11 protein-coding genes and 1 other annotated feature are annotated in these 13,242 nt (G+C 50.4%); of the genes, 10 read left to right on the top strand and 1 reads right to left on the bottom strand.

The window, feature by feature from the left end:
- The first annotated feature begins 41 nt into the window (after positions 1-41).
- Positions 42-386 (top strand) — a binding site (T-box leader).
- Positions 387-607: 221 nt separating this feature from the next.
- Positions 608-2,164 carry a 2-isopropylmalate synthase gene (locus tag SNR34_RS06490; protein WP_486181458.1) on the top strand — a complete coding sequence of 519 codons (1,557 nt, stop codon included), beginning with the start codon at positions 608-610 and terminating at the stop codon, positions 2,162-2,164.
- Between the two features lie 706 nt (positions 2,165-2,870).
- On the opposite strand, the gene SNR34_RS06495 is transcribed toward SNR34_RS06490, so the two are convergent.
- Positions 2,871-4,835, bottom strand: coding sequence for an ABC-F family ATP-binding cassette domain-containing protein (locus SNR34_RS06495; RefSeq protein WP_486181459.1), 1,965 nt, complete (start codon positions 4,833-4,835; stop codon positions 2,871-2,873).
- A 345-nt stretch (positions 4,836-5,180) separates the two neighbouring features.
- Here SNR34_RS06495 and SNR34_RS06500 point away from each other — a divergent pair, with 345 nt between their 5' ends.
- From SNR34_RS06500 to SNR34_RS06540, 9 genes are all read left to right on the top strand, one after another.
- The gene (locus SNR34_RS06500) at positions 5,181-5,804 is read left to right on the top strand and encodes a 5-formyltetrahydrofolate cyclo-ligase (protein WP_486181460.1); all 624 of its coding nucleotides are present in this window, start codon (positions 5,181-5,183) and stop codon (positions 5,802-5,804) included.
- A gap of 16 nt (positions 5,805-5,820) precedes the next feature.
- The gene (moaC, locus tag SNR34_RS06505) at positions 5,821-6,321 is read left to right on the top strand and encodes a cyclic pyranopterin monophosphate synthase MoaC (RefSeq protein WP_290371440.1); all 501 of its coding nucleotides are present in this window, start codon (positions 5,821-5,823) and stop codon (positions 6,319-6,321) included.
- Positions 6,322-6,358: 37 nt separating this feature from the next.
- Positions 6,359-6,844 carry a MogA/MoaB family molybdenum cofactor biosynthesis protein gene (locus SNR34_RS06510; RefSeq protein WP_236415180.1) on the top strand — a complete coding sequence of 162 codons (486 nt, stop codon included), beginning with the start codon at positions 6,359-6,361 and terminating at the stop codon, positions 6,842-6,844.
- 188 nt (positions 6,845-7,032) lie between these two features.
- Positions 7,033-7,281 carry a twin-arginine translocase TatA/TatE family subunit gene (locus SNR34_RS06515; protein WP_236415178.1) on the top strand — a complete coding sequence of 83 codons (249 nt, stop codon included), beginning with the start codon at positions 7,033-7,035 and terminating at the stop codon, positions 7,279-7,281.
- Between the two features lie 78 nt (positions 7,282-7,359).
- A complete protein-coding gene (tatC, locus tag SNR34_RS06520; protein WP_343262314.1) occupies positions 7,360-8,145 on the top strand; it encodes a twin-arginine translocase subunit TatC in 786 nt (261 codons plus the stop codon).
- A gap of 345 nt (positions 8,146-8,490) precedes the next feature.
- Positions 8,491-8,772, top strand: coding sequence for a co-chaperone GroES (gene groES, locus SNR34_RS06525; protein WP_236415176.1), 282 nt, complete (start codon positions 8,491-8,493; stop codon positions 8,770-8,772).
- A gap of 74 nt (positions 8,773-8,846) precedes the next feature.
- On the top strand, positions 8,847-10,478 hold the full coding sequence (gene groL / locus SNR34_RS06530; protein WP_236415175.1) for a chaperonin GroEL: 1,632 nt from the start codon (positions 8,847-8,849) through the stop codon (positions 10,476-10,478).
- Positions 10,479-11,017: 539 nt separating this feature from the next.
- A complete protein-coding gene (locus SNR34_RS06535) occupies positions 11,018-12,244 on the top strand; it encodes an MFS transporter (protein ID WP_343260023.1) in 1,227 nt (408 codons plus the stop codon).
- Positions 12,245-12,716: 472 nt separating this feature from the next.
- Complete coding sequence (locus tag SNR34_RS06540; RefSeq protein ID WP_236415173.1) at positions 12,717-13,205, top strand: DinB family protein; 489 nt, start codon at positions 12,717-12,719, stop codon at positions 13,203-13,205.
- The last annotated feature ends 37 nt before the right edge of the window (positions 13,206-13,242 follow it).

Raw genomic sequence — 13,242 nt, forward strand, 5'->3', positions numbered from 1 at the left:
TAACGATGCGAAAAATGCAATTCATGTGGAAACGAATAACGATAAAGGTAATGAACGGGAGCAGTAGGACGAGGGTGGTGTACAGAGAGCTGCGGGGTGGTGCAACGCAGTCGCCGAATCGTGCGAATCTCGCCCGGGAACAGAGCCGTGGAATCATGGAACAGGTTGCCTCCGAAACTGATCGGGCAGCAGAAACCATAGGGTACATGGCAACGGCTAACCCCCGTTACAGGGTGGTTTTCGGCCAGGCTAGCGCTTGGATTGGCAGCGGAGTTGCGCTGCTGCAAGGGCGGGCATGGCCGGGACGCGAGGTGGATGCTTCGGGGATTTCCTGAACATCAAACAAGAGTGGTACCGCGGAGGGAGAATAACCCGCCGTCTCTTCTAGAAGAGATGGCGGGTTATTTGTATTTGCTGCCGGCAGCAGGGGTGGGCGCAATTTAAGGAGTTGGAAGGTTAAGCCATGGCAGGATGGAAGGAATAATCGAAACGCAAGTCGACGTGCGTTTCGGCATAAAGGTAGTAGAGTGAATCGGCAATAAACGAACAGGCGCCGGGTCGCCGGGAACGGCACCGGTCAATTAACTATCGATGGAGGATGTGGACGATGACAACACCACAGCATAAACGGATGATCGAAATTTTTGATACAACGCTGCGCGACGGGGAACAGGCGCCGGGAGCGAGTCTCCAGCCTGAACAGAAGATTGAGCTGGCACACCAGCTGGCTGCACTCGGCATTGATGTCATTGAGCCTGGATTTCCGATTTCGAGTCCGGGCGAGTTCGCGGCGGTGCAGGCGATCTCCCGCCAATTGCAGCAGGTTGAAATTTGTGGATTTGCCCGCGCGGTGAAGCAGGACATTGATGCAGCCGTCAAAGCGACTGCAGATGCGGCTAAACGTCGGATTCACCTGTTCATTTCCTCTTCCGATATCCATATCGAGCATCAACTGTGCCGCCCGCGGAGCGAAGTGGTTGCAACGGCAAGGGAAATGGTCGCCTATGCCCGTCAATTCACGGACGTGGTAGAGTTCACGGCCATGGATGCCGCGCGCACCAAAATCGATGACCTGATCGAAATGGTCGAGGTTGCGATTGAAGCCGGGGCAAGCATTATTAACCTGCCAGATACTGTGGGATATGCGCTGCCACATGAGTACGGAGAGATGTTTCGCCGCGTGCGTGAAGGGGCCAGAGGCGGCGATCGGGTGCGATACAGTGCGCATTGTCACAACGATCTCGGACTGGCCGTAGCCAACAGCTTGGCAGCAATCGCCAACGGGGCCTCCCAGATCGAAGTGACGATTAACGGCGTGGGCGAGCGGACGGGCAATACGGCGCTTGAGGAACTGATTATGGCATTGGAAACGCGCGGCGACGCCATTGGGGCGACGACGAACATCAAACTGAACCAGCTTTATGAGACTTCGCGCCAGATCAGTCGTGCAATGCATTTTCCGATTGCTTACAACAAACCGGTCGTGGGACGGAACGCTTTTCAGCATGAGTCTGGCATTCATCAGGACGGCCTGCTGAAAAACCGCAATACGTATGAAATCATGGACCCGGAAGCGTTGGGCATTCCGCGCAGCATGATTATTCTTGGCAAGCACTCCGGGCGTCATGCCTTGAAGGATCGCGTCCGAAAATACGGTTTCGAACCGGATGAGCAGCAGATGGAACGTCTGTATGAAGTGTTTAAGGAAACGGCGGATCAACAAAAGGTCGTAAGCGATGATCAGCTGCTGCAAATGGTCAGCCAAACGATGAACATTCCGGCCCAGGATTACGAATTGCTGGAGCTTCAAGTAACGGCGGGCAGTATGACCGACCGGGTAGCAGCCGTGCGCATTCGCACCAGTGCCGGGGAACAGACGTATTCCGCCATCGGTGGCGGTCCCGTGGATGCGGCGATCAAGGCGATCAGTCAGAGTATTGCCGAGGATATCTCCTTTGTGGACATGGAGATCCAAGCTCTCAGCGGAGGCGCCGGTGCTACAGGAGAAGCTGTAATTACCGTGGAGCGCGCCGGACGCGAGTTCAAGGGAACGGCGACGCATCAGGATATCGTAATGGCGGCTGGCCTTGCGTATGTCGCGGCATGCAACGCAGCCGGTTTGAAGGCGGAATCCATGGAAAATGCACCAACCGTGCATGCATAGGTTCTAGGTTCTAGATTCACTGGGGAAGAAGCAATCCGAGGCAAAGCCGGCTTGATGGCTTTGCCTTTCTTTTTTTCGGGTACGTTCCTCGTACAGTAAATGCATGCGGAAAATAAGGCGTAATTTGGCATCGAAAAGAGTGAGGCGTTCCGCACAAATCATGCTTATCTCTGATATGTCGTTCTATTTAGCCTTTTTCAGCGGAAGGAAACGGATGTGAGCTGAAATGATAAATGTCAAGATGTGATTATAGTTATGCACATATTCAGTGAATTTTGTGGATAATCCTGTTGAAACCTTCCCTGTCTTGTTTTCGAAACTAAAAGGTTTTAGGGGATATTTAAGGAGTGAATTGTCCACAATGATGTGGATAACGTGGATAAGTCGGTGGATAAATATGGATTTTGTGCGATTAAGCTAAGTGTGCAGCCATTTTCCTGCAAAATGACGTATGGTTTGTAGACGGAGGGTTTGTGGATAAATCGTCGGTTATTCGCTGAAAAAAATATTCCAGGATTCGATGGTTTCGGACAACGGAATTCCCCAAATGTTTTGGCGGCTTCATATCGTAAATTCAAAAAGCTGACTCCGCAAAGGAATCAGCTTTTTTGGGTAATGCGTATCATGGAGATTCGCCGGATGCATTCCCGACCGGACCGGCAGGTTGGGTCGCCGATATCCTTGGGTTCTTCTGGGGACAATACGCCTATTCCATTGCCAGAGCTTCCCACTCTTCATAGGCTTCGGCGAGTTGTGTTTTGAGATCATCGGTTTTGGCCTGAAGCTCCTGCAGCTTCATATAATCCTTATACACTTCTGGTAAAGCCATCTCAGCCTCGAGTCTGGCGATTTCCGTTTCCAGCTCGGTGATCCGTTTTTCCAGTGCTTCTTGTTTGCGCTGGCGGTTTCGCTCCTCGCGTTTCGCCTGTTTGCCGGCTTCAAAGGAAGCGGCGCCCGAATCTTCGGAAACGGCTGCGCGAGATTCTGGACGGGAGGCCTTTCTGGCGGACGCTTGCGCCGACTGCGCTTCCGCAGCTTCGCGGGCAATGTCCTCCAGTTCCTGTTTTTTCTCGACGTAATCGTCGTAATTGCCCAGATAATGCTCCGTTCCGTTTGGATGCAGCTCCACGATCCGTTCCGCCATTTTGTTCAGGAAGTAACGGTCATGGGAAATGAACAGCAGTGTTCCTTCGTAATCGATAAGGGCAGATTCCAGTACCTCTTTACTAAACAAGTCCAAATGGTTCGTCGGTTCGTCGAGAATGAGCATGTTGGCTTCCTTGAGCATGAGCTTGGACAGGGAAACGCGAGCCTTTTCCCCGCCGCTGAGCGAAGAAATCCGCTTAAGCACGTCGTCGCCGCTGAACAAAAAGTTGCCCAGCACCGTCCGGATTCGGGATTCCTCCATGTGCGGGTACGCGCTCCATACTTCCTCCAGTACCGTATTGGTTGGAGTAAGGCCGGTCTGTTCCTGATCGTAATAGCCGATCTGAACCTTGGTCCCCCAGTTGATCTTGCCGCTAACCGGGCGCAAGCTGCCGGTGAGGCACTTCAGCATCGTGGATTTCCCGATGCCGTTCGGCCCGATCAGGGCGACCGTTTCGCCGCGGCGAAGATCAAACGATACGTTGCGGAACAGCGGAGAGGCTTCGTCATACGCCGCCGAAAGTCCATCGACTTGCAGCACCTCCTTGCCGGACATGACCGCTGTCTCGAAAGAAAAGTGGGCTTTTTTCAACTCGCCCATCGGCTTGTCCAGCCTTTCCATCTTTTCGAGCGCCTTGCGGCGGCTTTGGGCGCGTTTGGTCGTGGAAGCACGCACGATGTTTTTCTGGACGAAATCCTCCAATTTGGCGATCTCGTCTTGTTGTTTCTCATATTGTTTCATTTGGCTTTCATATTCGGCGGCCTTCAGCTCCATGTAGCGGCTGTAGTTGCCGGTATATTTTTTGGAGCGGTGGCGCTCGATTTCAACGATATTCGTGACGAGACGGTCCAGGAAGTAGCGGTCATGGGAAACAACGAGCAGAGCGCCCGAATAACCGCGCAAATAATCTTCCAGCCAGGTGAGCGTTGGAATATCGAGATAGTTGGTCGGCTCATCCAACATGAGCAGATCCGGGGCCTGCAGCAAAATGCGGGCCAGCGCCAGTCTCGTTTTTTGCCCGCCGCTCAGCGTCGAGATCGGGGTGTCCGGCGAAAATTCGCCGAATCCCATGCCGTGCAGAATGCTGCGGATGCGCGTTTCCATCGCGTAACCGCCCTGGTCTTTGAACCAGTCGGATTTGCGGGCGTAGCGCTCGAGCAGGTCGGCGTATTTTTTTTCGTCCTCCATTTGGGCCGGGTCTGCAATATCCAGCTCCATCTGTCTCAGTTCTGCCTCCGCCTGCGTCAGGTGGGCGAATACGTTGATCATTTCTTCCCAGATGGTGCGTTCGGATTGCAGGCCGCTATTTTGGGCGAGATAACCGAGCGTCGTTTCCTTGGACCGGAAGATTTGCCCTTCGTCATAGGACATTTCTCCGGCGATGATTTTGAGCAAAGTCGATTTGCCCGCACCGTTCACTCCGACGAGTCCGATGCGTTCGCGTTCCAATATTTGCAGGTTTACGCCGTCCAGAATCGGATCGACACCATAACGTTTAACAATTCCGGATACTTGAAGCAGCATAGGTTATAGTTCCTCCATTACGTTCCAGTTCTTGATTAGAGACTGCGACGAAATAAAGTACCTCTAATTTCTTCGCAGCTTCTTAGGCAACTGCTTTCCAGTTTACATGAAAAACAGAACAAATGCACTGATTGACAACGGCCGGGCGTGTAGTCTTTTTGGTCAATCAATGATAAACTGAAACAAGGCATGTTAAACGATGATGGTTTTGCAGAATTTTTGCAGAAAATAAATGAGTAACTTCAAAATATTCAACAAGATGACAGCATGTCATAACGCATATAGATGTTTTGCTTGGATTCAAGAGCCGCTTTCATGTGATCAAACAGGGGGTATTTCAGGGACATGCAGGATCAGACGCAGCAAAAGAACAAGCTTCGTTCAAGGCTCAGAAAGAGCCGAGACCTGTTGGACGATTCCATTCGGCGCCGGGCTATGGCCGGAATTGAAGAATGGACCCTGAGAGAACTCGAACGTCTTCGCCGGGAAAAGGACAGGCTGATCGTGTTCAGTTATTTGTCATATCGGAGCGAGGCATCTACGGCATTCCTGTTTGAAGAGGGATGGAAGCGCGGCGATCTCATGCTTGCGCCGAAGGTGCAGGCGAACCCGCAGCGGATAGAACTGCGCAAGGTAGAGGGAATGCAGGACATCGAGCCCGGAGTATGGGGCATTCCCGAACCGAACGAGGAATGCGGGATTTATCCGCCCGAACAGTGGCCGGATATTGATTTTATCGTCGTGCCCGGACTGGGGTATGATCGTCAGGGAGGGCGCATCGGTTATGGCGGCGGTTACTATGACCGTTTCGCTGCCATGCTCTCGGCCCAAAGCGCGGCGGCCGGCAAACGGCCGCTTCTGGCCGGATTCGTGCTTCCCGGTCAATTGCAGGACGAAATTCCGATGGAGCCGCTTGACTTGCGGCTCGATCTGCTGATCATGGCAGAAGGGGTCGTACATATCGAATAAAAAGGTTGTGATCGCATTGAATTCAGATTCGGCTCGTGGAGGCGCCGAAGGGCAGCTGACCCATTTTAATGAACAGGGGCGTGCCCGAATGGTCGACGTTTCGGCGAAAGAAATTACGGTGCGGACGGCAGTTGCCGTCTCCAAGGTGACGATGAACCCCGCCACATTGGAAGCGATTCGCGCTGGACGCATCGGCAAAGGAGACGTTCTTGCGGTGGCTCAGATTGCCGGCATTCAGGGTGCAAAGAAAACGTCGGACTGGATACCGATGTGCCATCCGCTGGCCCTTACCGGGGTTGACATTCGTTTCCGGGACAACGGCGTGGATGAACTGCATATCGAAGCCGTCGTCAAGACCGAAGGCAAAACCGGCGTCGAGATGGAGGCACTTACTGCCGCCTCGGCTGCGGCATTGACGATCTATGACATGTGCAAAGCGTTGCAAAAAGATATGATTATCGGCCCGACAATGCTGAAGTCCAAGACCGGAGGCAAAAACGGGGATTTCAGCCGATAAGGAAAAATTATTTTCATAGAGGAGAAGGGGGATCTATATGGTGTGGAGAACAGCAATCCTGACAGCCAGCGACAAGGGAGCCCGCGGAGAGCGCGAAGATACTAGCGCTCAGGTTATCCGGGAGCTTGTGGAGGAGGAACTGGGCGGGGAAATCGTGGAATACCGCATCGTTCCTGATGAACCTGATGAGATTATCGCGGCGCTGATTGAGATGACGGATTATTTCCATGCCGATCTGGTGTTGACCACCGGCGGCACGGAGCTTGCCATTCGCGACATTACCCCCGAAGCGACAAGGCGTGTGATCGAACGCGAGGTGCCTGGCATGGCTGAAGCGATGCGATATTCAGTCATGAAAAAAAATCGGTCAGCCATGCTGTTTCGGGGCGTGTGCGGCATTCGCGGACGCACGTTAATTGTGAACCTTCCAGGAACGCCGAAGGGCGTGCATGAACATCTGGCAGCAATCATGGACCAGCTTCCCGAGGCGTTGTTGATGGTCACGGGACAATTCCGGCAATAATCGTGCATGAACTCCAAACGTGGATGTTAAAAAATGCTTCTCCGAGAACTCTTTCCTGCATTTAATGGGTTATGTAAGTGGTTACATTGTGATATGATGGGGGTAATTGGCAGCAATGCCATAGAACGTTCGCAATCTGGTCAACTACTAAATGTAACAATCCGAACCTGAATGGAGGAGGAATGACCATGTTAAGTTCCATTGGACCGACGGGATTTATTTTGCTTGCTGTCATTGCGCTGCTGTTGTTTGGACCGAACAAGCTGCCGGAATTGGGACGCGCGGTAGGACGAACATTCCGCGAGTTCAAAGAGGGTGCGCGCGACATCATCTCCGACGATGAATCGAACAAGCATAAGGAGCCAGAGAAGGCGAAGCCGGTTGCTTCCGATAGCGCCGCTCCCGAGAAAACTGGTCAGCAGCGCCTGCCGGAGTAGTACCTGAGGACTTGAACGAGAAATCCCTTCCGGCAGGAAGGGTTTTGTACTTTAAGCTGGCTGCAAAGGGGGACGGACATGACGAGGCAGAAGCAAGAAATGACCATGGGTGAGCATTTGGGCGAGCTGCGCAGGCGGCTGATTTACGTGCTTGGCATATTTACGCTTGGTCTGGTGGCCGGATTTTTCGTTGCCGACCCGGCGTATCGTTATTTAACGAAGGCGGAGTCGGCTCAGGGCTTCGTGCTGCATGCCTTTTCGTTCTGGGACGGAATCGGCATTTACATGAAAATCGCCGGGCTGTTTTCGCTTGTGATTACGCTTCCTTTTACGGTGTACCAGATCTGGAAATTTGTCAGTCCAGGGCTTCGACCCGTTGAACGCAAGGCCACGCTGAAATACATCCCCTATGTGCTCATATTGTTTCTGGTGGGACTGGCCTTTGCGTATTACGTCGTATTCCCGATGGCGCTCGCATTTACTTCCTCAATCACGGAAAAAATGGGGTTAGTGGAAACCTACGGCATGAAACAGTATTTCAGCTTCCTGTTCGGCATCGTATTGCCGGTATCGTTGCTGTTCGAGCTGCCGCTGCTGATCATGTTCCTTACAGGACTGCGGATCCTGAATCCATATCGGCTGCGCAGGATGCGCAAAGTATCTTATTTCGTGCTCATTTTTATTGCGGTAGCCGTGACGCCGCCGGATTTCATTTCCGATCTGCTGGTCATGATTCCGCTTTTGTTGTTGTACGAATTCAGCGTGTTTCTGTCTTCCATCGTTTACCGCAGGCAGCTTGCGGCCGACGAAGCGGCAGAGTCGCGTTACGTTCGCGCAGGGAATGCCGAGGGCGCAGGCCAATGAATGGCTTGTGCCTTTTGCGTGATTTGAACTTGGGGTGAAGTCTATTATAAAATGTGGTTACAGGACAAACTGGCATATTTTGTTTGGTGGATGGATACAATGGTGAAGTGCTTTTTACGCCATGTTCCTTTTGCGGACAAGTTGGTATACCAGCGCCCTACAGTATGCAGTGCGCAGATGCCGGTCTTTGTAAAAGTTCGATTGATTTCATGAAAAGGACTTGAAATCAGTCGGCAAGTTGAGTATCATAAAGTTGGTTGTTAGCACTAAACACTGTCGAGTGCTAATACATATGGCTACAACCTATGAAGAACCTTATATAATTTCAAAAGGAGGCTATTTTTCATGATCAGACCTTTAGGTGAACGCGTATTGGTAGAACCATTGGAGCAAGAGCAAACGACTTCTTTCGGGATCGTACTTCCGGACTCCGCGAAGGAAAAACCGCAAGAGGGTAAAGTAATCGCTGTTGGTTCCGGTGCGTTGAAAGACGGAGTGCGCGTAGCTCTGGAAGTAAAAGAAGGAGATCGCGTAATCTTCTCCAAATATGCCGGAACAGAGATCAAATACGAAGGTAAAGAATATTTGATTATGAAAGAGAGCGATATCCACGCGATTCTCGACTAATTCATAATGTAATCGGATCACCGATCAATATAGCATGACAAGATCAAAACATATACTAGGGAGGTTTTCTTAACATGGCTAAAGACATTAAATTCAGTGAAGACGCTCGTCGCTCCATGCTTCGTGGTGTGGATGCATTGGCTAACGCAGTGAAAGTAACCCTCGGTCCTAAAGGCCGTAACGTGGTTCTGGAGAAAAAATTCGGAAGCCCGCTCATCACCAATGACGGCGTAACGATCGCAAAAGAAATCGAACTGGAAGACGCATTCGAAAACATGGGTGCTCAACTGGTTAAAGAAGTAGCAACCAAAACAAACGACGTTGCCGGTGACGGTACGACGACTGCAACTGTATTGGCTCAAGCGCTGATCACAGAAGGTCTGAAAAACGTAACTGCTGGCGCCAGCCCGATCGGTATCCGCAAAGGGATCGACAAAGCGGTTAAAGCGGCTGTTGCCGAACTGCAATCCATCTCCAAACCGGTTGAAGGCAAACAATCCATTGCTCAAGTTGCTGCGATCTCCGCTGCTGACGAAGAAGTTGGCGAACTGATCGCTGAAGCGATGGAAAAAGTGGGCAAAGACGGCGTTATTACTGTTGAAGAGTCCCGCGGATTCGCGACAGAGCTGGAAGTGGTTGAAGGTATGCAATTCGACCGCGGTTACATCTCCCCTTACATGATCACGGATACGGACAAAATGGAAGCTGTTCTGGATAACCCGTACATCCTGATCACGGACAAAAAAATCTCCAGCACACAGGACATCCTGCCATTGCTCGAGAAAATCGTTCAACAAGGCAAACCGCTCGTTCTGATCGCTGAAGACATCGAAGGCGAAGCGTTGGCGATGCTGGTTGTGAACAAACTGCGTGGAACATTCAACGCGGTTGCCGTTAAAGCTCCTGGCTTTGGTGACCGTCGTAAAGCCATGCTGCAAGATATCGCAGCTCTGACTGGTGGTCAAGTGATCACGGAAGAACTGGGTCTGGACCTGAAAACCGCTTCGGTGGATCAACTGGGTACAGCTCGTCAAATCCGCGTAACGAAAGAAAACACAATCGTTGTTGATGGCGCTGGTAACAAAGCGGACATCGATGCACGCGTGAGCCAAATCCGTACGCAACTGGAAGAAACCACTTCCGAGTTCGACAAAGAGAAACTGCAAGAGCGTCTGGCTAAACTGTCCGGCGGCGTAGCAGTAATCAAAGTTGGTGCGGCTACTGAAACAGAATTGAAAGAACGCAAACTGCGCATCGAAGATGCCCTGAACGCAACTCGCGCTGCGGTTGAAGAAGGAATCGTATCCGGTGGTGGTACTGCGCTCCTGAACGTATACAATGCGGTTGCGGCAGTAAGCCTGTCCGGCGACGAGCAAACCGGCGTAAACATCGTGCTGAAAGCACTGGAAGCGCCAATCCGTACAATCGCTGCTAACGCTGGCGAAGAAGGTTCCGTCATCGTTGAGCGTCTGAAAAAAGAGCAAGTTGGCGTAGGTTACAACGCGGCAACTGGCGAGTGGGTGAACATGATCGAAGCAGGTATCGTTGACCCTGCGAAGGTTACTCGTTCCGCACTGCAAAACGCTGCATCCGTCGCGGCTATGTTCTTGACAACAGAAGCGGTGATCGCTGACAAGCCAGAACCAGCTGGCGCTGCCGGTGCTCCTGACATGGGCGGCATGGGCGGAATGGGCGGCATGATGTAACATGAGGACTGAACCCTTGCGTAGCAAGGATTTCTCCTCAGGATAACCCTGATTGCCCATATTGTGTTAAATAAAAGGCACCATAGAGTAGATATCTACTCTATGGTGCCTTTTATTTTTAGAGGGTTTTTATGGATAATATTTCCGGCTTTGATCTTAATGCATCAGTCGGAAGAGATGCTCCCTCTGCGACAAAAGGGACAAAATCTGTTTAGGTTGACATCTAAAGAACTCCATGGTAACATTCAACTCATTAAATAAGAGGAGGCACGTTATCTATGACACATTCCATGCGTATTCGATAAGCTGGCAATAAAAAAGCGGATTTTTCTTCCACACAATTGTGGGCTTTTTTTGAGCTGCTTATTTTTACGTATGGTGAGACATAGATTACGATCTGGATAGCTTATTTTGGCTATGCCTTGTATCGCCGTGTCCTAATTCGTGATGAATGCAGATCTAAGCCCGCATAGTGGTTTGGATCTGTATTTTTTATTGCCGAAAACAAATAACCAATAAAAGATACAGGGAGAATGAATATGAATACACAAAGATGGAAACGTAGTTTCTTTACGATATGGGCCGGCCAGGCCATTTCACTCATTACAAGCGCCGCCCTGCAAATGGCAATTATTTGGTATCTTACAGACACGACAGGATCTGCAATGGTGCTCGCTATTGCAACTATGGTAGGGTTTTTGCCTCAAGCTATCTTGGGTACCATGATCGGAGTATTGGTTGACCGTTGGAATCGAAAGCTGGTCATGATCGGAGCAGACCTTATGGTTGCTGCCGCAGGTGTGGCCTTGGCAGTGGTCGCACTTACAATCGAGCTACCAATATGGGTAGTAATGCTCGTCTTATTAATTCGTAGTATTGGTACCGCATTTCACACACCTGCTTTGAGTGCAGTGACGCCGTTGTTGGTTCCAGAGGATCAACTGACGAAGTGCGCGGGATACAGCCAATCGGTACAGTCGGCAAGCTATATTATCAGCCCTGCAATCGGAGCTTTTCTATATTCGACATGGGAGCTGAATGCCATTATTCTCATCGATGTGTTGGGTGCATTGATCGCTTGCACCACGGTGGCGGTCGTGACTATACCTAATCAAAAGCTGCAAGCAGAAAGTGCCACAAGCAACTTTTTTGAAGAAGTCAAAGATGGCTATCGTGTACTAAGAGAATCGAAGGGATTATTCGCATTGCTTTGGATCGGTGCGCTGTATGCATTTGTCTTTATGCCAATCAATGCCTTGTTCCCATTAATGAGCATGAGCTATTTCAAAGGCACGGCCACCCATGCTTCTATTGTGGAAATCGCCTTCGCAGTAGGCATGCTGGTAGGCGGCTTGTTGCTTGGGGCATGGGGCGGATTCAAAAACCGTGCGCTGAGCATCGTGTTTTCCATTTCATTAATGGGGAGTGCCTTATTCATTTCTGGCCTATTGCCGATCAATGGCTATCTCGTTTTTGTTCTATGCAGTGTCTTGATGGGCTTATCCAGTCCGTTCTATAACGGTGTACAGATGGCGCTCATACAGGAGAAGATTCAACCTGAGTATTTAGGGCGGGTATTTGGCCTGCTGGGTAGCCTAGTATCCTTTGCCATGCCGATCGGATTGATCGTGTCCGGTATTTTCGCGGATCGAGTTGGCATTAACATGTGGTTTCTGTTATCGGGGGTTGTCATCATCGGAATTGCCATACTATGTGCATCTCTTCCCTCCATCCGAGAATTAGACAAAAAAGCTGAAAGGGACTAATACGATGAGATACATGCATAGCTACTTCTTCATATAGTCCTCCCTTCCTAAATCACAGGCGATCCTGCGAACAAGAAAACTGTGAATTCAGAAGGGGGTAACAATAATGAATGCATTGATTAACGCAAAAGAATCATAACAGCTAGTATGGTGCTAATTGGTGTGTTCTATGGATCACATCTCCCCTCTTTTTTGATCCAAATTTCATGTGGATTTCAGAATCATTTAAGGTTCGGGCTTTAATATATATCTTGTAAACCCCTTCTCGTGTGAAAAATAGATGTGTGATTGGCCCTGTCGGATCATCCGGCAGGGCACTTTTTTTGTTTATGGGTTTACGCGCTTCGAGTGCAGTATGGTATCATTTTATATAAACCGCAAAAACTTCCACATGTTAACGGAGAAATAAAATGGTTTTCATTCACTATACTTTTGATTAAAACAAGTTAAACCTGAAAAGGAGAGGTTGTTCATGAGTGGAACGTTTCAAGTAAGGGATCATTTGTTGCGAGAATTGGAGTTAGGCATCAGAACAGGCGCGTCGCTGATTCGTTTGATTCGTCCCGAGGATTGGGCGTACCGTCCACAGGATAATATGCGCTCCTTGGTCGAGTTGGTTCACCATTTTGTGCAAATCACCGCATCCGATCTGGCAATCATGCAGGAAAAGTCCGAATCCGAGGTAGGAGAGGTCGAGAATCGGCTGTCCGGTATGCAGGACGTTGAAAAGGTTGAAGCGGCGTTGTGGGGGAATTTCGAGGCGTACAAGGATTACATCGTTTCGCTAAGCGAAGAGGATTACCTCAATCGTTCCACGAAAGCATTCTACATGGAGCATGGGCACCTTCAAGCCCAATGGCAGATTGAGACGTTGACTCATGTGTTTCATCACCGTTCCCAGCTGTACAACTATTTGAAACAGCTTGGACACGAATTGAACTTCTTCATGCTGTATGCCTAAGCACGCCGATTTACAATCTATCCATAGCTGCAAGCCA

The organism is Paenibacillus sp. XP01 (genome assembly GCF_057364885.1).